Source organism: Pedobacter heparinus (genome assembly GCF_032678725.1).
GTDB classification, from domain to species: Bacteria; Bacteroidota; Bacteroidia; order Sphingobacteriales; family Sphingobacteriaceae; genus Pedobacter; species Pedobacter heparinus_A.
In genome coordinates this window covers 214,995-238,721 of the sequence record NZ_JAVTSC010000007.1, presented here as the reverse complement: position 1 = coordinate 238,721, position 23,727 = coordinate 214,995, and the positions used below count along the sequence as shown (strand labels likewise).

Here is a 23,727-nt window from a genome sequence, read left to right as displayed (position 1 = left end):
GGTCGCTTCGTCATTACTTCCTCCTGTTATTGGCCTTATTGAGGCAAAACCGCTTTGATCGGATACTAATACGCTATTAATGTGCCATTTTGTAATTGTATTTCTTCAAAACTCACCGCCGTAACAACACTAATTTCATTCCAAGTTGAATAGGAATATTCATAAGGAAGGAATACATGCAAATAAGTTTTGGAAGTTGAGGTGGCACCGCCGGAAATAGCCCAGGTTCCGTTCCATTGCGTGATCCTTAAAATATCCCTTACGATTAAAGTGCCATTTGAAGAAAATATATATGGATACCCAGTATCAGTTCTTCCTGGTCTCATTCTTAGCCATTTTTTAGAAAGTAAAATTGTTCTAAAATCATATGATTTTCTAATATCCTGGACATTATCTTCTATTTCGGATTCCTTTGGTGGATTATTTGTAGCAACAGCTGGTGGAGTAATAACCAGAGGTGGTTCTGTAATATCTTGTTGCCAGTCATTATTTGTGGTCATTTCGATATTAGGTTCAACAATTTTCTTTTCTATTCTATTATTAATCTCCTTACTGAATATGCAGATAGGTGCAGCAATAATAACAGCAGGCAGGTTGACTGTAATCAAACCTGCTAGCGTTCCGGAGCAACTCACATATTCTGTTAATTTAAGCGCTTTAATTGCCAGGCTTTGTGATTTTTCTATAAACTTTTTCTTTTCCTTATTTACGATACTGGAAAAGTAATCGCCGGGGCTTTGAAGCAAAGGAGCAATCCCATTTTTCAGTTCATCGAAATCGTCTAAATTGAAATCATTCTGTGTTTGACTTGTTTTTACTAAAGAAGTAGAAGGTACCGACTTAGTGCTTTGTAATACATTAGCTTTTATTGGCTTGCTATTTTGAAAAGCAAACTTAACCGTCCTCAATAATACCGCATCATTACTTTTGCCCCAGGTGTGTTGAACTAATGAAACAAGGAGCGTATCTCCGTTGTAACCAAAGCTGTAAAATAGATTTTCTTTAACACCATTCTTTGAATAAATTAGTTGTCTCAACCTATAATCTTCATCAAGTACATAAGTGGCAAGGACCTCATTTGACTGCACATTGAATGAGCTTATGTTCAATGTATTGCCCGAAGCATCAAATTTTCCATAATACTCGAATGCCAGAGATGGATCAACAGAATAACTGGCAACTACGCCACGTGAATTTGATTTGAAAAACTTAACAATCTGTTGGGGGCCTTTTTGTTCTGATTCCTTAGCGTTCTTATCTTTTCGACACGCTATACTAAAAACAATTACCATTAAAAAAAAGTAAAAACGTTTCATGATCTTTTTTTCACTAAAGTAATTTTACTTCTCTTAGCATCATATAGCAATTTATTGTCATATTGCTGAAGGATAAAATCATACTCAATCGAGGCTCCCTTTCGGAAAACTGAAATAAAAAGTGCTTCCTTTTCCCTCCTCACTTTCAACCCAGATCCTTCCGTGATTGGCCTTGATAAACTCCTTGCTTAACATTAAACCAATACCTGTACCTTTTTCGCCAGCAGTTCCAAAAGATATATCCAGATTATCTTTTAAAAAGAGTTCCTGCTGCGCCTTGCTAATTCCTTTTCCATAATCCATTACTGAGAAAATAATCAAATCAGGTTTAGAATGAGCATCTGTCCTAATTTCAATCTTTCCCGAAGGAAGACTGAACTTGATCGCGTTGGATAGCAGGTTCCGTACCACAAAATCAAAATGATTCGTATCCCCGTAAACAGTGATATCAGGGCCAACGCTATTAGTGATCAGAATAGATTTAGCACTGGCCTGGCTACCTAAAGCAGTTATATTCCTGGCAATGACACCTTCAGCATTAAAATTTGAAGGTTTAATGTGGATTCCCTTTAGCTGCGCCTCACCCCAATTCAATAAGGCATTAAGTATTTCAAGTGATATATCACCCTGCTTTCTCATTTCAGAGACCATGGCCTGGTATTCCTTTGGATCCAACTGCCCCTCATCCATGATTGCCAGCAGTTGGGTAATCCCTCCAATCGGATTGCGGAGATCATGGCCAATAATAGAAAACAGCTTATCCTTAGTCTGGTTAGAAGATGCCAGTTTTTTATTCAACGCATTTTTCTTTAAGAAATAAAAGAGCCCTATAATGCCCAAAAGGATCACAAAAATGATAACAGTGATAAAAACAGAACGTTCCAGCTTCCTTTTTTCCTCAACTTTTACATGAGCAATAGCCAGCTGCTTACTTTTTGCAAAAATAGTATTCAACAGTTTTTGATGCGATTCCAATGCAGCCAGCGCTTCCCGGTAATCCTGCTGCTGTTTATAAACGCTTGCGATGGCAAGATAGATATCCGCCCTTAATTCATGATTTTTCAATAGCTCAGCAATAGTAAGGGCACTACGCAGGTGTGCCATACTTTTATCCGTATCCTCATTTTTCAGTAACCTGCCAATTCCCAGTAAAGCTTTTGCTTCCTGTTCTGGCAGGCCCAGATTTCTTGATCTGTGCAAAACCTGTTTGTGATAGTGCAACGCTGATTTATGGTCTCCCTTTGCCTCAGCTTTACGTGCCGCACTAATTAGTACCTTTACGTGATGAACCTGCGGGCTATCTGCCTCAACAACGGGAACCTGCCCGTTACAGCCTGTAGCAATAAGGCAAATCCCAATCCAGAAAAATAAAAAAGTACAGATCCTGAGCATCATTTAATCATTTTGTTAAGATGTAGCGATAAAATAAATATAGGCAATTCATAAATAATGACCTTTTAAAGTTCAAGATAAGTCATAAACCGATTTCTATAGTTTACTTACAGCCTATAAATTCCAGCTACTTTATCACTATATTTAACAATAAAGTATAAAATATGTGGTGGATCTACGCGTTACTTTCCGCATTTTTTGCAGCATTGACTGCTGTCCTGGCTAAAATTGGGATAAAGGGCATCGATTCAAATCTTGCTACCGCGATAAGAACTGTAGTTATATTACTTTTAGCCTGGGCAATTGTTCTTTTTAGAAGTGAGCAGCCAAATATTTCCGGATTAACCAGACAAAACTGGATCTTCCTGATACTTTCAGGACTAGCCACTGGATTATCCTGGGTATTTTATTTTAAAGCCCTACAGATTGGCAAGGTTTCACAGGTAGCACCAGTAGATAAAGCTAGTGTAGCTATTGCTTTATTATTATCTGTTATTTTTCTTGGAGAGCCGCTTACGTATAAGACAGTAATAGCAGTGTTGATGATTATAGGTGGAACAACCATACTGATTTTTCAGTAAGACTGTGATTTGGATGCTTTATCCTGGATCATACTTGAAATTTGATTATTGTATGGTCCTTCAAATCTTCCAGAAAATAATAATCTTACCGAATGAATGTAACAGTAAAGATGTGCTTCGTTTCTTTAAAATCGTATCTGACAGTCCAACCATAACGATTACAGATTTCCTTTACAATGGCAAGCCCCAGGCCACTGCCAGGCGTGTGTATGGATGCAGTACTGAACCTGCTGAACAATTTTTCCGGATCAAGTGCATAAGTGCCGCTGTTTGATATGATCAGTTCTTTATCGGAAAGTAAGATTTCAATTTCTTCGTTAACCGCAGCATGGCGCAATGCATTCATCAACAAGTTAGTTAGCATAATTTCTACCAGGATCTTATTGCCATTAACAACGATTTTGGGATGGATAGTACACTTGATTACTTTTTCTTCAAAAAGCCCGGAAAGTAAGTCCAGCATTTCCTGAAGGATCTCTGATATATCTATAACCTGCTGATCCAAAAATTGCTGGTTCTCTATTTTGGCAAGTACTAAAAGGTTTTTATTAATTCTGGAAACCCTCGACAGCGCATTATTGGTGTCTTCGATGATACTGGACTGCGATAAGGTAATTGATGGATCTTGAAGCAATAAATCAAGTTTAGACTGCACAATGGCCAAAGGGGTTTGCAATTCATGCGAGGCATTTTCGGTAAATTCCTTCTGCTGGCGAAATACGGCAACATTGCTATTTACCAGTTTGTTGATGCTGGAATTAAGCTCTTCAAATTCCAAGATGTTACTTTTTACAAATTCAATTGTTTTCTGATCGTTTAAATCGAAAGCTTTAATTTGCTCCAGTGTTTGATAAAAGGGGCTCCAAAGCCGACGGGATATTTTACGATTAAGCCATACAAATCCACCTAATATAAGCGCGAAAAAGAATACAGTTAAAAGCGTAACAGCACCGATAATGAGAAAGCTGTCTTCCCGGCCAGCTTCGGGTGTTAACATAATATTATGTTCATCTAATTCGTACTGCCATAGTTCGCTAATTGCAAAATAATAAACAGGAATGCTGCAAGCGAGTACAATCCCGGCGTACACGGTGAACCGTTTTAGTGATTTATCCAGTAACTTAATTATTCTTCCCATCGGTAACCGTTGCCATAAAGCGTTTTCAAATAATTTTCACAACCCGCCTCAAACAACTTTTTCTTCAGGTTTTTAATATGCGCATAAATGAAATCATGGTTGTCCAGCATATCTGCTAAATCACCTGATAAATGTTCTGCCAACGCACTTTTAGAAATGACTTTGTTCTTATTCCCTATAAAAAATATCAGCAGCTCGAATTCCTTTTTTGTGAGTGCTACAGGCAGCCCTCCCACATTAACTGCTTTAGCAAGCAGATCAACCTTTAAATCGCCTTGTTGAATGACATTTGAATTGGCAAAATTCCGTCTTCTGATGATTGAAAATATGCGGGCTGACAGCTCTGACAAATGAAAAGGTTTCGGCAGATAATCATCAGCCCCAAGTTTTAACCCCATTATCCGATCTTCCAGAGAATTTTTGGCAGAAATAATGATTACCCCGTCTTCTTTGTGCTGAAGCTTAAGTTCATCCAAAATTTTCATGCCACTTCCTCCTGGAAGCATCAGGTCAAGAAGGATACAGTCATAGTTATAGGCTGCGATCTTATTCATCGCCTGTTGAAAATCTGCTGCCAGTTCACAAACGTAATCCTGGCCAGAAAGATAGCTGACCATGCTATTTGCCAGTTCATGCTCGTCCTCAATGATCAATACTTTCATTTTTAAAATCTTTTGATGAGGTTAAATTCATAACCACTTTTGTTTAATGTAAGTATAAAACTAGATATTGATCATTTATCCAGAATTAAAACTTATAACTGTAACCCAATCTGAACACCTGGGTTTCCAAATAGTCAGTACTGATCAGACTGAAACCATTGCCCCTCACTTCCTTTTTTGGACTCAGCGTATTGAACAGGTCGGTACCATTTAAAAACAACTCCCCCCGGCCCTTTTGAATTTGCTTTTTTGCACCCATATCTACAGAAAACCTGGAGCCTATTTTTCCCTGGGGAATAATATCAGGGGCAAGATAAATCGCAGAGAACTGCAGTTCAGTTTTTTGAGGTAGCTTAAACATCCCGTTCAGCTTTGTATTCCACGAGGTAATGCTTTCCTGGTTCATTGTATATACAGTGGGTACCGGGTACTTATTGCTAACGGTGAAGGCATCGATGGTATTATGGTATAGCGCGGCACTGGTATTAAATGAAAACCAATTGGCTAGTTCCTGCTGCCAGGTAACTTCGCCACCGGTATTCCGGCTTTTGCCTGCGTTCTGAAAAATGTTATAGATCAGTGTATTTCCCGGCACTACGGTTGCAATCCGGGTAATGGTCGCATTCACCATTTTATGATAAACAGCTGAGTGCAGGCTTCCCTTAGCCCATGTCAGCTTGTGGCCCAGCTCTATACTTTTTGTAAACTGGGGCCTTAATGTTGGGTTCCCTACCTTAATCACTTCCGGCTCATCATATTTTGGAAATATACGAATGTCTACCTCATTAGGACGGTCTACCCGCTCATTGTAAAATAAGGAGATCTTATTTTTATCATTAAGTTTATATCCAAGACGTAGGTTAGGGAAAGGCCTGGTATAGTCATATCCATCACTCTTATAGGTGTTGTGATCAGGGTTTACATCATAATTCACCTTAACATACTCCAATCTGATTCCCGCTTCCAGTTCAAAATGATTGCTTTCAAATACGTAATTGCCATAAACTGCCGGAATGGTCTCTTTATAATCTGCCCAGCCACCAGCATTCACATCCAGCGGAGAATTCAATCCCGGAAAGAACTGCATGTCTGTTGGTATTGTTCTTCTTCTGAATTTTATGCCCCCCTCCAGCCTACCGTGTTTCAATGGTTTGCTATAGTCAAAATTAAAGTCTGCAACATGTTCATCAGAAAGCAATTTAAAGGAATCCTCTCCTGTGAAGCCAGGCATGATATTGGTAAAAAAGTATTTTTCATCTTCCCTGTGAAAAGTATAGTTGAAGCCGGCATTGAGCAAATGGCCGGGCTGTGTAAACTTGTGCTGATACAAGGCCGAACCGGTAGCTGTATATTTGACCTCGTCCTCCAGGAATTGCCAAAGCCTGTTGCGTATACTCAAATCACCATTAAAGTAAGGAATATCCCCCCTGTCCAGGATCTTCTCCCTGTTCAGGTAAGCAGAAACCGTCAGGGTATTGTTGTCGTCCGGATTCCAGTCTATCCCGGTTTTGATTGTGGAAAACGTAGTTGTCCGGTTCCTTTTTACTTGCTGATTGATCACGGTGCCATCATCGTAAATACGCTGTGCAAAGTCGTTCCGGTTCAGCGTCTGGGTATACAGCCAGTCTCCCTGTAAAAATGTATTCAGGTTGTTTTTACGGTAATTAACTGACACGGAAGGGTTGAGCTTTGGTGTGGCCTGGTACTGGGGCCTGATGGACGGTAGGTTTTCTTTCCTGATCCACAAAGCGCCCAAGCCTGTAGTCAAGCCTATTTTTCGGTTAAAACCTTCCTGCTTATTTTTTTTATAGATGATGTTAATGATCCCCGCATTTCCGTTGGCATCATAACGGGCAGATGGGTTATTGATGATCTCTATGCTTTCTATGGCTGATGCCGGGATGTTATCTAATCCGGTCTGGCTGCCGAATCCGGTTACTGCATTTTGTTTCCCGTCGATCAGTACCGCAACCTTATCATTGCCCCGGAGCTGAACTTTGCCGTCCTGAACAGTAACTCCCGGAAGATTTTGCATGGCCTGCAATACCGAACCTCCTGTTTGGGTCGCATTGTTTGCAAGCGTAAAGGTCTTTTTATCCATTTTTGCAGAAACACCGTCTGCTGGTACTCCGCTAATCTTTATCTCATTGAGCATCCGTGCATCATCCCTAAGCTCGTAGGTACCCAGATCTAAAAAAGCACTCAATGCACCTACAGTAACTGTTTGTTTATGTGCGACAAACCCAACCATCGAAATCTCGAGAATGTAACTGCCGCTTTTTACATTAGTAAAGGTAAAACGGCCATCGTTTCCACTTATGGTACCAGTTACAAAAGCACTATCTTTTGCGGCCTTAAAAACTACATTGGTATAGGGCAACGGTACTTTTTTAGTATCTTTCACTACTCCTGAAATGGTGACAGAAGAATTGGTCTGGGCATGGGTAAAAATGGGTACAGTTAAAATCAGGAGGAAAAGGAATTTGTACATAAGCTAAGTTTTTCCAAAGCTGCAATGCAAATTGGAAGAAATTTAGAATTGAATTTTAATATCGGTTCTCTATGGTTGAAGAACCATTCTATTCCTATATGTGACGGAATTACCTGACAAATTCTGTGCAATTTGCTGAGGGAGTATAAGTGCCGCCACCTTGCTGGTACACTACCGCTGCACCCAAATGCCCGCAGTAACCCAATGCAGTACCACCTGCAAGTAGTAACGATAGCACAGTATAAGTAAACAGCATCTGGGGCGCCTTTTTCCAAAATCTTATAACAGCAAGGCAAGCCAATGCACAGCTATACAGAATTACAGCGATATATCCCCAATTTTGATGGTCCTGGAGAACTTCCGGATCGCATATTTGCCTGACCACAATGTTATAGGACAAAAGACCGGTATAAATTCCAAGCCAGCCTGTCAGCACGCCGATAAACAACAACAGCGAGGTCATATTGGAAAGAAACGTTTTAGCATCTCCTTTCTTTAAAAACAGCATAATAAACCCTGCTATTGTGGTCAATAGCAGGGTTGCAACAGGAAAATGAACAAGCATGGGATGCCAAAGCTCAGTTCTCCATATTGAAGGAACCTGGTTCATTAGTTTTCCAATAGTGTTACTGCTATCGGAGCAAGTTTATTACCTTTCTTTTCTACCTGCACTTCCACATTACCATCTTTCTTTACAGAATCAAATGGCACGGTCACGCCGCCTTTAGTAAGTGCGGTGCTGTCTGTAAGGTAAAGCTCCAGTAATTTGTTATCCGCGGTTCTTACGTAGATCTCCTTTTCATCCGCATCTACTTTTTCTGCTTTGCCCTGATAGGTACCCGATTCAACAACGTCTGTTTTTTCGTTCTCGCCGCAAGACTGTAAGGTAACAATGCCTGAAATTGCGACGGCACATGCGATTAATACTTTTTTCATGATAATTTGATTTAAGGTTATGGTATAAATTTATAATTTAAATTGTAAAGTCATATAATAGGTACGAGGATCGGAAGGAAGTATACCTGGCCCGGGGTACCCGTCGGCACGACGTGTAAAATATTTTTCATCCAAAAGGTTATTGATACTTCCGGATAGCGTAAACCATTTCCAGTTGTAACTGGCCGAAAAATCGACAATTTGGTAGGCAGGCACAATACCGTCCACCGCAGTTGGCGTACTTTCGGCATTGGTAGCATCAGAAAAGTGTTGTGCTACGTGCGCATATTGCAAACTGGTATTAAATGTTTTATTACCGAACGATAGTCCGGTACGAAACAATAGTGGTGGCACAAATTCTACTTCTTTATCTTTTATTGCTGTATTATCTGTATTGATATATCGGGCATTTATTAACGAAAAATTGGTATAAGCCACCAGTTTATATTTACTTGTGCCTTGAGTGAGTGCACTTAATAAATCAGCTTCTATCAAACTTTCGAAACCAATATTTCGACTATCGGCTACGTTTGTTCTTAAGCGGTAGATCATATTGTTAGCGTCGGTAGTAAAAACCGAGCCGATCCTATCGTTATATTTGAGATAAAATACGCTTAAATCATAATACAGCCAATCTTTTAAATTCCCTCTTACTCCACCATCAGCAGTGTAGCCTCTTTCATCTTTCAATAAAGAATCTACCCTTGCATTTTGGTTCTGTACCCTTAAATCAGTAAAGTTGATAGACCTGTAGTTTTGAGAAATATTGGCATAAAGCTCAATGCCTGGATGGGGCTTATAGGAAGTACCTATGCCAAAGAGTACAAATGACCGTGGATTGCTTTTATTGTCGGCTTTTGTCAAATCGGGAACACCAAATTGAAATTGTGTGTAATTCCCTTTAGCGCCGGTATAGATATACTCGAGTCTGGCACCTGGAGTAATACTCCAATTGGTGGTTATTTGAAAAATATTTTCGGCAAAGACTGCTAAATTTGTGCCTGGGAACCGGAAATCGGACTTATTGGGCTGACTGTTTAAAAAGTTAAAATCGGGTCCTAAACCGGTATCAGCATCCCCTTGTTTTTTAAAAGTTAGCCCCTTATATGCCCTTGCCCCTACAAGTAAACTGCTGGTCTGGGTGTTAAATAGATTGTATTGGTGCAACACCCTAAGCTCTGAACCATAATTGTCATATTTATCAGCCATTAAATCCCTTGGCGTACCTTCGCCCGGATCAGGACGGTTGATGTAGCTTAAAACTCCCAATGCTTCTCTGCCAGCATCTAAATGATAGTTTATCCAATTTAGTTTGGTATGCTCGCTGAGCTGGTAATCAAGGCTTAAGTTAAATAAATTCCATTTTACCTTAAACCAGTTTCTGGCCCTCACGGATACTGAAGGGTCTGCTTCAAACTGCTCATCGGTTAAACCTCCTGGTTGTTGTGCCAGGTAGTCCATATGGGTATACTCGGCAGTTAGCTTTAGCTTGTTGGTAAAGGCATAATCTACATGGGCATAAGCGGTATTCTGGTCAAAGTGCCCGTTTGGTCGCCAGCTATCACCTTTTTTATATTGATAAAAAGCATAATAATTTAGTTTTTTTACTTGCCCCCCAATACTGTTAAAAGAGTTAAAAAAACCAAACGAGCCGAGGGTTTGCCTGCTTGTAAATTCAAGTTGCTTATCTGTAGGGCCTTTTTTCATCTTAAAATTAATCATACCGCCAAATTGTGTACCGTATTGCAGGCTTGCAGCTCCCCGTACAATTTCAATTCTATCTAAAGCTTCAGTTGGTGGGGTATAATAGCTTTCCGGATAGCCCAATGCATCGGCACTAATGTCATATCCGTTTTGCCTCATATTAAAGTTTGAGACTCTGCTCGGGTTCAGGCCACGGCCACCAATGCCCAACTGTAGCCCACCGCCATCATACTCCCAAATGTTCAGGCCTGCTACACGGGCATATACCTGCCGGGCATTGTTGGTAGCTAAATTGGCATTTATATTTTTTAAGTTAATCACCTCGGTTTTTTTACCGGCATATATGGCGGTTCCTTCTACCTGGTTCAGTTTATCAGCAACTTTGTCGTTTATTTTGGTAATGTCTACAGCATCAAGCTGAATGGATTTGTCTGTTTCTAATTTAATAGCTATTTGAGCATTGCCATCAATTATCTCTACTGTCTTTTTAACCTCCTTAGTACCAATAAAAGAGATGACAACAGTATATTTTCCCGCTGATAAATCTTTAAACACAAATTCGCCAAATGCATTGCTTTTTGTGGTTTTGGTTTGGTTATCTAAAATAATTGCTGCGCCTTTAACCGGTTTTGTTAATAAGGTTATTTTGCCAGCTATTTCAAATTGCTGGGCTTTGGCAAAAACAGAAATCAGGCAAAAAAACAGGATGCCGGCTATTCTCATAAGTCGTGATTTATATTAAATGGCAAAATCCATTTGTAATGTTTAAAACTAAGCTGCTGATCGGCAAGGTTAACCTTGCTATCAATAAAAGGGGCAGATCTCCTGCCATTCAGTGTTACATAAACTTCTCCGTAAACCTGAGGTTCCTTGATTCCTCGCCGGACATAAACATCTGCAAGATAATGTGCATACTTTAGGATCAGATCGGGCTGGGTACTCATCATTTTTTCCTGTTGCGTGGTCAGGAATTCTGAGTTATTAACTTCGTAACTATTTCCTGTCTGGCTATCACGAATGGAAAAGATCGTTGTCCCGACCTTTTCCATCAGCATCACCCGCCAGGAAAACCTATAGCCTTCTTCCGTCCAGAACAAAGGGCCCGGGTAAGCAAGGTACCGAATGGGCAAAATTAGCTGTATAAGGAAAAACAATCCAAACATCCATAAGCGTCTATGCTGGTAAACCGGCTTAAAGGAAGCAGGTTTATTTTCAACACCAGAAATGGGATGGTTAAAAAAACGGATCAGTTTTAAATGGAAATCTCCACTAAAAAATACCAGCGTACATACCATCATGATATAAGGAAACATGCCGATAGCGGGGAAAAATATAGCTGTAGCAATGTGAAATATCAATACTACCAGGTACCCGATAAAACGTGTGCGACGGATCAATAGAAATAAAACTATAAAGAGGTCGTAAACAGCTCCGAACCAACTAAAAAAATAAGCCATCCATTCCTCGTACATCAATGAACCAATTAACGGCAGGTGGCTCTTTGTTGGCAGCCATATTTTCATAGGCTGCGCGGCCAGTAACCAGTCTGAGTTTAACTTTGCCAATCCGGCAAAAAAATAGACCAGCCCAAGTTGCAGGCGGATAGATCCAACTGCCCATCTTGGAACCTCAGTAACCCTTAGTGCAGGATTAAATTTTACATCCAGTGAAAAAAAACGGCCCGCCGGAAGCCAGATCATTAAAAAACTGACTACACTTATAAAGTAATAATGGTTAAGATAATAGGTCACATCAATTAGCTCTACATAGGTAAAAAGCAGAAAGAAAATAACTATAGCAAACCTATAACAAAAGCCCAGCGCAATGAATAATGATGAAACTGCAATTGACAAGAATACCAGGTGCATCCCAATACTGCCCAAAGGACGGATCCAATCAAACCCCATGAATGTAAAATGAAATACCGGATCAACATATTGTGTAGTAATCCATCCCTTTATCGAAAAACGAATGGTACTTAACAACATCATTATACCAAACAGCACCCTGAAAGTAACCAGAGGAGCTATAGATGTAGGTAATTGTATCCATTTTATGGCTTTGTTAATCGCCGTCATTATCTACATAAGAAATCTGAACACCTAATTTAGATACCGCATCTGTTTTAATAAGCCTCAATAAAAGCTGTATTTCTTTGTTTGCATCTTCAATGGCTGGCTTATTGTTTGCCAATGCAGCTGATAAAGGAGCAGGAATGGCTTTTAATTTTGCATCAACTACATTAAATTGGCCTAATATTTCATCTTTTAGCTGCGTGTTGCCAAGAGCAGCCAGCAAATCGGAAATTCCTTTACCACTATTGCCACCAGTAAACATATTTTTAAGGCTGTTCATGTTCTCAATGGCCAAATCAAGGGACAGGCCAGAATAATAAGCTTCGCAAAGCTCTGGAAATTGAACACCACCGGATTGCGTACCAAAAGGCCAGCCAATGCGTGGCCCTTTAAGCATATCCATTTCGTAGGCAAACTGGTTTAGCAGGTAACTAATCGGACTGCCCGAGTTGCTTTGTGTGTTTGATATAAATTGAGCACGGTAAGTATTTTTCCAGGTTGATAAAGTTTGATCTGAAAGAGATTTTATCCTGGTTAGTATGTCTTGTACATATTTTTTGCGGTTGGTACTGCCAGGATCTGTAAATTTTGCAACAGCATCATTAGCGAAAAACAAATAATCTAACGCCGGGAAACCTTGTTGATGTATGGCCGAGTTTTGTACCAAATTCCAATTGCCACTGGCAATATTCTCTTCCATTATGGCCAGATCAGTTTTTTCACCAACTTTTTTCATGGTGTTGGCAGGCAATGTATTGATAAATCCTACCAAAGAATTGTCCCGAGAAGGACCGAATTCCAGTACAGAAATACGCTCTACCTGTAAATAAGTATCCTTAAAAACAGTTTTTAATGCAGCCTGAGTAGCTAAGTTTGGTGTAGCCAGAAAAACATTTACTGCGGTTTGCAGCAGTGTTAATTTCTGCTGCGTCTGCTCATACGCTGGTATAATTAAATTGTTAGCATAATTGGTTAACATTGCTGTTTTATCAAAACCATTTGCGGTTTTATCATCGGCAGGATTACTTTTTTTAGAACACGAAATGTAAAAAAGCATCAGTGACATTGATAAAGCGACAATTCCCAGTTTATTTATTCTTCCCATCATATTTTTTTTAAATTCAAAAACTCTCCGTACTTTATCGTACAGAGAGTTTCATATAAATTATTTTATCTAAATATTAAAGACCGTATGTTGCTTTTAATATTCCCTGAGCTTCAACCAATTTTGGATAGCCAGGCTCGTTTAACAAGGTATAAAAGCTGGTGTTAATGATATCATTCAGTTTTATGAAATTTGCTGCCGTAAGTTTACTGGTTGCCGGTCTGTATTTAAAAGTAGCGATAAAGCCCCAACCTTCAGATAAGGCATGTAACTTAACACCTGGCAATGCACCTAAACCAATATCTCCAATGGTAGGAGAAGTAACATACGCTAATGCGGCAGCGGCGGCCAATTGTTCCCATTTCTCTAATATAATCTGGATTTGCTCGTCACGTAATTTGACATCGTTAGCACCAATTGCAGCTCTTCCTTTTAAAAATGCGTTAAAAATTACTTCGCCAGCTTTAATATCTTTACCACGTTCGGCCAAATATCCGCCCCAGGCTAAAGGTCTTTCGGCTACTGGCAGTGTATTGGCATAAGTAACATTAGGATCATAATTTACAGGAACCCCTAAATAACCAAATGCTTCATCAAAATGTTGTTTTTGCAACGCTACAGTAGCATCTGTTTTCACAGCTGTTAACAAATCAACAGCTTGTTTAAACAATAAACTTCCCATTAAACCTTTTGCAATAGCCTGAGTATATTCTACACCTTTCGCATCAACAGCTATTTTACCAGTTGCAGTGCGGCTAACAAAGCCTGCAGTTCCGTTACTGGCGGCGGTAGCTCCCAAAGACTGGCTAACGGCAACTAATCCATCAAAATAAGCTTTATAAGTAGGGCCATCGGTAATTTTTCCGGCTATATTTACACCTGAAGTGTTTAGCGCAGCATCTGTAAAAGGATTGTTAGTGTTGTTCCAAAAATCGTTTGCTTTTGTGGCGCTTAAAGCTGCAGCACCGGTGTTACCGGTTCCTGCATAAGTATTTTGTTCTAACCACATTCTCACTCTGCTGGTAGATGTTGCATAATTAGCATCGCTAAAGTTATAAGTAGTAGGTACATCATACTGAGGTATGGTGCTTTTATCTTTCTTACAAGCGGCAAGGCCCAAAACTACAAGGGCAACCAAAACTGAACTTTTAAAGTATTTATTTTTCATTTTATGTTGGATTGTGTTAATTTTATAAAATTGTTTGTATTAAGTCTAAATAAGTCTTATTCTTGCTGCAAAGATTAAAGTCAATTCTAAAGACTTTCTGAAGAGCAGGAAAAAAGTTAAAAATAATCAGGTATACATTAATTAAAGCATTTAAAATCAGTAATTTATTATATGAAAATATTATTTATTGAAGATGAACCTGTACTTTTAGAAGAGATGGAAACCTATTTTAAGGCATTGGATTTTATTTGTGAACAGGCGGCCACTTTCTGCATCGCTGAACAAAAGCTTCGGGATTACATTTATGATATTGTGGTACTCGACATTACATTACCCGATGGCACAGGCATTGATCTGATTAAAGGAATCAGAAATGGAAATGCCGAAACAGGAATACTGATACTTTCTGCCAGAGACTCACTTCAGGATAAACTTACAGGCTTAAACCTGGGAGCAGACGATTATCTTACAAAGCCCTTTTACCTGGAAGAACTTAGCGCCAGGATAAATGCACTTTACAGAAGGAAAGCATTAAAGGGTGTAGAACGCATTTCTTTTGACCGTTTCACTATTGAACCTTTATCCAAGTCATTTTTTTTCAAAGACAAAGAGATTACACTGACCCGCACCGAATACGATATGCTGACTTATTTTGTGGTTAATAAGTACCGGATTCTAAGCAAAGCTTCTATAGCCGAACATCTTTGGGGCGACCATGTTGACCAAAGCGATAATTTTGATACTGTGTATGTGCACATGAAGAATCTGAGAAAAAAACTCAGCAATGCATCTGGCAAAGATTACATTAAAACGGTATATGGAATGGGCTATAAGTTTACACTTTAATGAGACTGCTTTCTAAAATAAGTTATTATTACTTCTGGCTCAGTGTATTTGTACTCGGTATTACTGGCTTTTTCTTGTTCCTATTTCTACGTTATGAAATCTTAGCAGAGATTGAAGAACAACTCGAACTGCAAACAGATATGGTAGCAGAAGAACTGCAAGCAAACAGGCATGTTAATTTCCCGCTCATACGGATTAGTGCCAATGATGAAAACCTGATGCATATGCCTAAGGTATTTAAGGATACGCTGGTATACGACAGGCTACAAAATAAAAGTGAGGGTTATTATTATTTTGAAGAAAGTAAGCGGATCAACGGTATCCCCTATCGGATTAGAGTAATGACGACATTTATAGGCTGGGAAAATTATTCCAAAACAATTGCCTACATCTTCATAACTATTGCAGCCGCATTAGTAATATTGGGTACACTAGTTAACTATTTTATCAGCCGTAATTTATGGGCACCATTTCTGATCAACTTGCGGCGCATGAAAGGCTACTCGGTGAGTTCAAAAGAAGCATTACAGCTTACTGTAACAGATGTGAAAGAATTCCAGGAAATGAATATTGTTCTTACCGATCTGGCTGAGAGAGGAAAACGAGAATATATGGCTTTGAAGGAATTCACCGAAAATGCTTCTCATGAGATCCAAACCCCGCTAAGTATTTTAAAAGCCCGCCTGGAAAGCATAAGTCAGCTGTCCATCGATAGTGCTTTGATCGCGCCGTTAAATGATGCTAAACAGGCAATAACCCGGTTAAGCAAGGTAAACAGGGGACTGCTATTACTTGCAAAACTGGAAAACAATGCGTTTACCGACCGGCAACAGGTAGCTTTAGATGAAATTTTACAACATAACCTAGATCTTATGCAGGATCTTTTCATGCAGAAAAAAATAAAGGTAGTTCAAAATATAAATGCCACATTGGTTACTGCAAGTCTATCGCTTGTAGAAATATTGATTTCAAACTTACTAACCAACGCCCTTTACCATTCATCAGCTGGTGCAAAGGTCAGTATTGTATTGAACGAAGCATATCTTCAAATATCGAATGAAGGACCTGAACTTACTTTTCCTCCGGATAAGTTATTTACCCGCTTCGGCAAAGGTGCACCTGGATATAAAGGTACAGGATTGGGACTTTCTATTGTTAAGCAAATTTGTATCACCAAAAATTGGCTTGTGACTTATGATTATCAAACCAATTTACATGTTTTTAGCATTTACTTTGTTTCAAATAAGAACTTTAGTTAAATTAATAGTCCTCACTATCCTGTTTATTACTTCGCTTTTTGCCCGTCCCGGTTTTTAAAGTGCCTTCTTTTTTCTCATGCATGGCCTTTTCCACTTTCTCGCCAGCTTTTTCTGAATATTTTGCCATAACTATTATATTTAATTAACGAATAATATGCCTTAAAATACCGGTGGAACTATTCTTGAAGCATCTGATCATCATTTTTTTCATAGCATTTAGATGAATAGGTGTATAATACCTTAAAACAAGTCTGAAGCTCAATGGTTTAGCCTTATGAAAAAATTTAGTCAGATACTTACTTTCATATGGCTATTGGTAGCAGAAAACAAAACAGGCTTCCTTCACCAATAGCACTTTCTACCCAGATCTTTCCACTTTCAGCTTCAATAAAATCTTTAGATATAGCCAGGCCTAGTCCAGATCCTGATTTATTATTCCCATCTGTTGGCACCTGGAAATAGCGGTCAAATAATCTTTTTTGGTATTGCTCATCAATCCCTTTCCCAAAATCCCTGACAGAAAATTCTATATTTCCTTCCTTTTCTATGATCTGTATAACCACCTTCGATTTCTCGGAACTGTATCTCATTGCATTGGACAGAAAATTAACAAGCACCCAGGCTGTTTTTTCGGTATCTACATTTACTTTTGGCAGGTTGTTTTTGCTGATCAGTTCCAGTTCTATATGCTTTTGTTCTGCCTGGAACCTTACAGCGTCCATCGCATAAATCGCAATTTTACGCGGGTCAGATTTCACAAAATTCAGTTGCAGGTTTCCGGTCTCTGCCTGAGACAAGTCGAGCAGTTCAGTAGTAATTTTTAACAAACGCCCACAATCTTCCTTAATGTGCTGCACCAGTTCTTGCTGTTCTTTATTTAGCGGTCCCACACGTTCATCATCCATTAATTTTAAACTCATTTTAATGGAAGATATCGGCGTTTTTAACTCATGGGAAACCGTAGCAATAAAATTTGTTTTGGCTTCGTCCAGTTCCTTATATTTTGTGATGTTTTTTAGAATATAGACTTCACCGGCAGTTTTTCTGGTTTCGGATAAAGCCTGTTCATCTTGCTCTTCATAAGCAGGTACCATGATCTCCCTACGTTCTAACTGGAAATACGATTCTTTGTTGTCGGCATAAATCTTCATGGTTTTTTCAGTATTGCCAATCTGTAAAATTCTGTTTAAAAGATCATTTCTTTTCATCAGCTCCATTGCATCCGAGCCCACAATATCCTTTTCGTTCAGATTTAACAGCTGTCCTGCTACTTTATTCAAAAACAAAATTTCTTTTTTTTCATTCAGGCCAATAATTGCATCCTGCATCTGTTCGATGATGGCTTCAATCCTTAGTTTCTCCGACTGAAGTTTAGCAAGATTACTGTTCTCCCATTTGTTGAGCTGGGCAGCCATAGTGTTAAATTCAATGGCGAGTTCCGAAAACTCATCAGTCCCATTAAACTCCAGACGTTGTTTATAATTTTTACGGCTGATCTCCTTAATGGCCTCCGAGAACTCCCTTAATGGATTAGCCACAAAACCAGGGAAATTTACCACAAATGAAAACAGGATTAAAAAACAGATCGAAGCGGCAAAAATTAAATAGGTAGCTGCATTTTCCACACTTTTTTGTGCGGCATCATTTTTCCTGACAATGGCTTTCATGTTCACATCGTCAATCACCCTAAGCTGCAGGTGCAGCCTACGAACTGCTGCCCTTTGAGCAGTCAGGTCCAGACCTGGTGTGGTTAATTCCCCGAAAGCCCTTGCAAGTTCCGCCACAGCTTCCCCTTCTCCCTTTTCAGTGATGTTTTTTTCTTCCAGATGCAACTGAGCGGCCAGCTTATCTTTAGCCGCTTTAGCAAGAGGTAATTCATTATCGTCTAGTATTGTCCTCATTACCCGGGCATACTTCATGCTTTCATAATTGTCTTTCAGAATAACTTTAGAGCTGACAGAGATTTTGTTCATGTAATAGAGCGAAATTGCTCCAAAAAAAATCACGACCACGAATAAGAACCCGAATCCGAGGCGTAGCTTAGTTTTTATTTTCATGGTTTTATATATTTTAGTTTAACATTTATGACAATATGACGAGGTCTGTTTCTGTAGCCGAAATGCTGCGCAAAAGTTGATTAAAAATTGCAGTTCTCATGATAATCTGGAATAAATTTAAATGTGGCTTCCCTATACAAATGGTAGTGATCTCCTTTTCTTCTGCAACCTTCAGTATCGTTTGTGTGATATGGTTGCTCTTCACCTTGATCACCTCAGCCCCAAGTTCTGTAGCCAGCTTAAAATTATTGATCAGATGTCGCTGTAAGTCAAGTTTCACCCGGTCCCCGCTTTCATGGCTGTTTTGTACGTACAGCACAATCCATGGCGAACGATAATAAGAGGCCAGTCTTGCAGTTTTTCTGATCACTATTTTAGCTGTGGTATTATTGGTAGATATACAAGCTAAAAAACGTTCCGGTCGGAGTTTGATCTGTTTAGGGATCTCGATACTGATCTTTCTTTCCAGATGATGTGCAACCTCCTTTAAAGCTAGTTCTCGCAGCTGCAAAATACGTTCAGACTGAAAAAAATTCCCTAATGCCCGCTCAATTTTAGTTTTATCATAAATCTTTCCCGCTTTTAACCGGTCAATCAGTTCATCAGCGGTTAAGTCGATATTCACAATCTCGTCTGCGAGTTCCAGTATCCTGTCGGGTATCCTTTCTGTAATGGGTATTCCTATTATCTTTTCAATTTCCTCATTCATGCTCTCCAGATGCTGGATATTCACTGCCGAGATCACGCTGATGCCCGCTTCCAGGATATCCACAACATCCTGCCATCTTTTACCATTCTTACTACCTTCCACATTGGTATGGGCCAGCTCGTCCACAATAACCACTTCCGGGTGCAGGTTAATGATCGCATTTACGTCCATCTCTTCCAGTTCCTTACCTTTATAAAAGATTTTCCTGCGTTGAATCAGCGGGATTCCGTGCAAAAGCGCATGAGTTTCCTCCCGGTTATGGGTTTCAATATAGCCGATCTGAATGTCAATACCATTTTTCAAGAGCGCATGGGCTTCCTGCAGCATGCGGTAGGTCTTACCCACACCTGCACTCATTCCAATGTACACTTTAAATTTTCCCCGCCTGGATTTTTTGACCAGGTCGAGGAATTTCTTTACAGATCCTGCTTTATCGTCTTGCTCCATTATTTGTTAAATTTACCACTCTAAAATAACATATCCTTTTTCTACCAGGTACCAGATAACCACAAGGATTAATCCTGCAACAGTGCACAGGATTAATCTTAGTAAAGGATTTTTTGAAAATTCAGGGGCCATTGCTTACATTTTCTAAAAGGAAACCGCAATACTTGCAGTCAGGGCAGCATTATTACCCACCGGGTCTTCTGATCTTATAAATATTTTATCCTTGCTGGTGTACATTTTACCTTCCAGCCGCACTACTGCATTGCTGATTGGCGCGTAGTCTATATTTAGCGAATAACCAGTTGTTTTGAAGCCATTAGCTGTTCCTGTAGCAATAAAAACTCCATTTTTATCCTGATAATACTCTGCCCTTCCAGCAACCGCCCATTTGCTGTTGATTTTATATTGGGCAATGGCTACAGGCGACAGCACCTCATTTTTATCCTCATTTCCTTTCGCTTTCTGCTGGGTTCCGTAATCAAAGCCCAGCGTAAGGCCAAGCTGGTCAGTTACCTGGAATATGCCATACACGTTATGGTAAAAACGTCTTACGCGAACAGAATCCACGCCCTCAGTACCCAGGTAATTACTATAGTTCACAGTAATTTTTGATGTTGGTTTCCAGGTCAGCTGTAATCCACCCGCAGGCTGGCTGTTCCCGTTTTGGCGTGCTATCCTTTGCCATCCGTTTAGATATAGTGCAGTCGCTGTGAATTTACCATCATTTGTACCGTAGGTAATTTTCGCGCCAGACTCATAATAAGGCGTATTTTCTGAAGATATATTCCTGGTCAGCACCCAGCAGTCTTTAGAAACCGCGCTTTCAAAGCCGATGTGAGAAGAAAAGATACCTGCATCCAGCCAAAGATTGGCTGATTTGGAGAGTTTCACTCCCGCATTGGCTTCAAAGATGTTTTTCAATACACCCGGCTCTGCAGCAAGGTTTGCATTGGCATAAGTTCCGGCCATCACGGCAAGGTTTGCGCGGATCATTCCATTCTCATAACTGCCCTTGATAAAACCCAGGTTCAGGTTCATTTCATTGTGACGATTATGGGAATAAATAAATCCTGGCCTGATGTTATCCGTAGGCTTATTGAAATCATAGCCAAAATAAGTTTCCAGGTAAACACTTACCTTGATCCTTGGCTCCTCCTGTCCGTAGGCAATAGAGCCTGACGTTAATGCTGCAGCTAATATTAGTATTCTTTTCATTATTTCTACCTCTTTAATCCGTCCAAAGCAAGGTTAAGCTTCAGCACATTTACTGATGTAGGGCCAAACATTCCCAATAGTGGCCCTTGCGTATTTTTAACCACCAGTTCTGCTACTGTTTTTTCGTCCAGTTTGCGCAAAGCAGCAATTCTTTTAATTTGAATAATAGCACCTTGCTCGGAGATATTCGGATCAAGTCCGCTTCCTGAGGCGGTAACCATATCTGCAGGAATATCTGCTTTCTTAATGGTCGGATTGTATTTCAGCAGGGTATCGATCCGGTCAGACACCTGTTGCAAATAATCCGGATTCGAAGGCCCTTTGTTGGAACCACCAGATCCGGCAGCATTGTAGCCGGTAGCAGATGGCCTGCCCCAGAAATATTCAGGCTTGGTGAAAGATTGGCCAAGCAGGGTATAGCCCACTACTTTTCCGTTCTTTTTGATCTTTTCGCCGCTGCCCCTGCCTTCAGAGAAACCTCCGGCAAAAGCAACGACAAGTGGATAGATGACGCAAAGCAGTACCATTAAGACTGCGGTTAAGCGTATAGATTGTAATATGTACTTTTTCATGATCTTTAATTATTAAGGGCCTATACAAATAAGCCTACCAGTAAATCAATTATTTTAATCCCCATGAAGGGTGCAATTACCCCTCCCAGACCATAGATCAGCAGGTTCCTGCGCAATAAAGCACTGGCGCCGATTGGCTTGTATTCCACACCTTTCAGTGCCAATGGGATCAGGATCGGGATAATGATCGCATTGAAGATTACCGCAGACAGGATAGCACTTTCAGGACTATGCAGTCCCATAATGTTCAGGCTTTGCAATGCAGGAATGGAAGCAATGAATAGCGCAGGTACAATGGCGAAGTATTTGGCCACATCATTGGCAATGGAGAAAGTAGTCAATGTACCACGGGTGATCAGCAATTGCTTACCGATCTCCACGATCTCGATCAGCTTGGTCGGGTCATTGTCCAGATCTACCATATTACCAGCCTCTTTAGCTGCCTGAGTTCCGCTGTTCATGGCCACGCCCACATCTGCCTGGGCAAGAGCTGGGGCATCATTTGTTCCGTCGCCCATCATGGCTACCAGCTTACCTAAGGCCTGCTCTTCTTTGATGTAGTTCATTTTATCTTCAGGTTTTGCCTCAGCAATAAAATCATCTACACCGGCTTTTTCGGCTATGAATTTTGCTGTAAGGGGATTGTCACCGGTCACCATTACCGTTTTCACCCCCATTTTCCGCAAACGCTCAAATCGCTCACTGATTCCGGGTTTTATGATGTCCTGCAATTCAATAACGCCCATTGTTTTTTCATTGACCGAGACCACCAGTGGCGTACCACCATTGCTGGAAATTACCTTAACCTGATCTTCCGTTTCCATAGGAAATGGATTTCCGGCGGTAAGGACAATATTTCTGATAGCATCGAATGCACCTTTACGTGTTCTTTTGCCATCTGTGGTATCCAAACCACTTGAACGTGTCTCAGCAGTGAATTTGATGAATGTAGATCCTGCCGGGGCAGGCATTACCTTATAATCTTGTGCTATGGCCAGCTCAAGTATAGATTTTCCTTCCGGGGTATCATCTGCAAGCGAGCTCATTACGCAGGCCTCGATGAAAGCATTCATTTCAACTCCGGGTGCTGGATAGAAACTGGTAGCCTTACGGTTACCTATGGTAATGGTGCCTGTTTTATCGAGTAACAGTACATCGATATCACCTGCTGTTTCAACCGCCTTACCCGACTTGGTGATCACATTGGCCCTTAACGCCCTGTCCATACCCGCAATACCGATGGCCGAGAGCAGGCCACCGATAGTGGTAGGGATCAAACACACGAACAGTGAGATCAGCGCAGCAATCGTGATTGGGGTATTCGCGTAATCTGCAAATGGTTTTAAAGTTACACACACAATGATAAACACAAGCGTAAAACTGGCCAATAGGATGGTTAATGCAATCTCGTTTGGCGTTTTCTGGCGTGACGCCCCTTCTACCAGCGCGATCATTTTATCCAGGAAACTTTCACCCGGCTGGGTATTTACCTGTACTTTGATCTGATCTGAAAGTACTTTAGTACCACCTGTAACCGATGACTTATCACCTCCCGACTCCCGGATCACCGGCGCAGATTCTCCGGTGATTGCCGATTCATCAATCGTTGCAATACCTTCAATGATCTCTCCGTCTGTCGGGATAGTATCGCCTGCTTCGCAGATAAACACGTCACCTTTTTTAAGCAGGCTTGAGGAACGTATTTCAGTTTTTCCATTTGCCAGAACAACCTTGGCAGGAGTCTCCTCTCTAGTTTTCCTTAAAGAATCAGCTTGTGCTTTTCCCCTTGCTTCGGCAATTGCCTCCGCGAAATTGGCAAACAATACGGTCAGCAAAAGAATAAGGAAAATGATAAAATTGTAAGCAGGTGAACCCTGACCGGCATTGCTCATTGAGTATATCGTAACGTAAGCCATGATCAGTGTCCCAATCTCTACGGTAAACATGACCGGGTTTTTGATCATTACCCTGGGATCAAGTTTGATGAAGGACTGTTTTAATGCGGTTTGCACCAAAGCAGGTTCAAATAATTTATTTGATGAGGTTTTCATTTA

Annotated in this window: 20 protein-coding genes; 3 read left to right on the top strand and 17 right to left on the bottom strand. The window is 40.3% G+C overall.

Going from position 1 to position 23,727, the window contains the following annotated elements; genetic code table 11:
* Positions 1-65 precede the first annotated feature (65 nt).
* On the bottom strand, positions 66-1,316 hold the full coding sequence (locus R2Q85_RS13000) for a hypothetical protein (protein ID WP_316812222.1): 1,251 nt from the start codon (positions 1,314-1,316) through the stop codon (positions 66-68).
* A gap of 84 nt (positions 1,317-1,400) precedes the next feature.
* Positions 1,401-2,711 carry a tetratricopeptide repeat-containing sensor histidine kinase gene (locus R2Q85_RS12995; protein ID WP_316812221.1) on the bottom strand — a complete coding sequence of 437 codons (1,311 nt, stop codon included), beginning with the start codon at positions 2,709-2,711 and terminating at the stop codon, positions 1,401-1,403.
* Between the two features lie 161 nt (positions 2,712-2,872).
* Here R2Q85_RS12995 and R2Q85_RS12990 point away from each other — a divergent pair, with 161 nt between their 5' ends.
* The gene (locus tag R2Q85_RS12990; RefSeq protein ID WP_316812220.1) at positions 2,873-3,289 is read left to right on the top strand and encodes an EamA family transporter; all 417 of its coding nucleotides are present in this window, start codon (positions 2,873-2,875) and stop codon (positions 3,287-3,289) included.
* Between the two features lie 85 nt (positions 3,290-3,374).
* Here the strand turns inward: R2Q85_RS12990 and R2Q85_RS12985 are convergent, their stop codons facing one another.
* The 9 genes from R2Q85_RS12985 to R2Q85_RS12945 all read right to left on the bottom strand — a co-directional run bounded on the left by R2Q85_RS12985 (position 3,375) and on the right by R2Q85_RS12945 (position 14,568).
* Positions 3,375-4,427 (bottom strand): HAMP domain-containing sensor histidine kinase, encoded by a 1,053-nt coding sequence (locus R2Q85_RS12985; protein WP_316812219.1) that lies wholly within the window; start codon positions 4,425-4,427, stop codon positions 3,375-3,377.
* Positions 4,415-5,089, bottom strand: a complete 675-nt coding sequence (locus tag R2Q85_RS12980) for a response regulator transcription factor (RefSeq protein WP_316812218.1) — start codon at positions 5,087-5,089, stop codon at positions 4,415-4,417. Before R2Q85_RS12980 ends, R2Q85_RS12985 begins: the two co-directional genes overlap by 13 nt.
* Before the next feature lie 85 nt (positions 5,090-5,174).
* Positions 5,175-7,580, bottom strand: coding sequence for a TonB-dependent receptor domain-containing protein (locus R2Q85_RS12975; protein ID WP_316812217.1), 2,406 nt, complete (start codon positions 7,578-7,580; stop codon positions 5,175-5,177).
* 109 nt (positions 7,581-7,689) lie between these two features.
* Complete coding sequence (locus R2Q85_RS12970) at positions 7,690-8,190, bottom strand: DUF2231 domain-containing protein (RefSeq protein ID WP_316812216.1); 501 nt, start codon at positions 8,188-8,190, stop codon at positions 7,690-7,692.
* Positions 8,190-8,516 carry a hypothetical protein gene (locus R2Q85_RS12965; RefSeq protein ID WP_316812215.1) on the bottom strand — a complete coding sequence of 109 codons (327 nt, stop codon included), beginning with the start codon at positions 8,514-8,516 and terminating at the stop codon, positions 8,190-8,192. Before R2Q85_RS12965 ends, R2Q85_RS12970 begins: the two co-directional genes overlap by 1 nt.
* Positions 8,517-8,546: 30 nt before the next feature.
* Entirely contained in the window at positions 8,547-10,943 is a 2,397-nt protein-coding gene (locus R2Q85_RS12960) for a TonB-dependent receptor (protein WP_316812214.1), read from the bottom strand.
* The gene (locus tag R2Q85_RS12955; protein WP_316812213.1) at positions 10,940-12,298 is read right to left on the bottom strand and encodes an HTTM domain-containing protein; all 1,359 of its coding nucleotides are present in this window, start codon (positions 12,296-12,298) and stop codon (positions 10,940-10,942) included. Before R2Q85_RS12955 ends, R2Q85_RS12960 begins: the two co-directional genes overlap by 4 nt.
* On the bottom strand, positions 12,285-13,403 hold the full coding sequence (locus tag R2Q85_RS12950; protein WP_316812212.1) for an imelysin family protein: 1,119 nt from the start codon (positions 13,401-13,403) through the stop codon (positions 12,285-12,287). The genes R2Q85_RS12955 and R2Q85_RS12950 overlap by 14 nt, the downstream gene beginning before the upstream one ends.
* Positions 13,404-13,476: 73 nt before the next feature.
* A complete protein-coding gene (locus R2Q85_RS12945; protein ID WP_316812211.1) occupies positions 13,477-14,568 on the bottom strand; it encodes a DUF4856 domain-containing protein in 1,092 nt (363 codons plus the stop codon).
* A 171-nt stretch (positions 14,569-14,739) separates the two neighbouring features.
* On the opposite strand from R2Q85_RS12945, the gene R2Q85_RS12940 reads away from it, so the two are divergent.
* Positions 14,740-15,414, top strand: a complete 675-nt coding sequence (locus tag R2Q85_RS12940) for a response regulator transcription factor (protein WP_316812210.1) — start codon at positions 14,740-14,742, stop codon at positions 15,412-15,414.
* Complete coding sequence (locus R2Q85_RS12935; RefSeq protein ID WP_316812209.1) at positions 15,414-16,673, top strand: HAMP domain-containing sensor histidine kinase; 1,260 nt, start codon at positions 15,414-15,416, stop codon at positions 16,671-16,673. The genes R2Q85_RS12940 and R2Q85_RS12935 overlap by 1 nt, the downstream gene beginning before the upstream one ends.
* Before the next feature lies 1 nt (position 16,674).
* Here R2Q85_RS12935 and R2Q85_RS12930 read toward each other — a convergent pair whose 3' ends face one another.
* The 6 genes from R2Q85_RS12930 to kdpB all read right to left on the bottom strand — a co-directional run bounded on the left by R2Q85_RS12930 (position 16,675) and on the right by kdpB (position 23,724).
* Positions 16,675-16,800: a DUF6496 domain-containing protein gene (locus tag R2Q85_RS12930; RefSeq protein ID WP_316812208.1), complete on the bottom strand. Its 126-nt coding sequence runs from the start codon at positions 16,798-16,800 to the stop codon at positions 16,675-16,677.
* 175 nt (positions 16,801-16,975) lie between these two features.
* Positions 16,976-18,730, bottom strand: coding sequence for an ATP-binding protein (locus R2Q85_RS12925; RefSeq protein WP_316812207.1), 1,755 nt, complete (start codon positions 18,728-18,730; stop codon positions 16,976-16,978).
* Positions 18,731-18,755: 25 nt separating this feature from the next.
* Positions 18,756-19,886: a sensor protein KdpD gene (locus tag R2Q85_RS12920; protein WP_316812206.1), complete on the bottom strand. Its 1,131-nt coding sequence runs from the start codon at positions 19,884-19,886 to the stop codon at positions 18,756-18,758.
* 144 nt (positions 19,887-20,030) lie between these two features.
* On the bottom strand, positions 20,031-21,101 hold the full coding sequence (locus tag R2Q85_RS12915; protein ID WP_316812205.1) for a porin: 1,071 nt from the start codon (positions 21,099-21,101) through the stop codon (positions 20,031-20,033).
* Positions 21,102-21,106: 5 nt separating this feature from the next.
* Entirely contained in the window at positions 21,107-21,673 is a 567-nt protein-coding gene (locus R2Q85_RS12910) for a K(+)-transporting ATPase subunit C (protein WP_316812204.1), read from the bottom strand.
* Between the two features lie 20 nt (positions 21,674-21,693).
* Positions 21,694-23,724 carry a potassium-transporting ATPase subunit KdpB gene (gene kdpB / locus R2Q85_RS12905; protein WP_316812203.1) on the bottom strand — a complete coding sequence of 677 codons (2,031 nt, stop codon included), beginning with the start codon at positions 23,722-23,724 and terminating at the stop codon, positions 21,694-21,696.
* Positions 23,725-23,727: the final 3 nt, after the last annotated feature.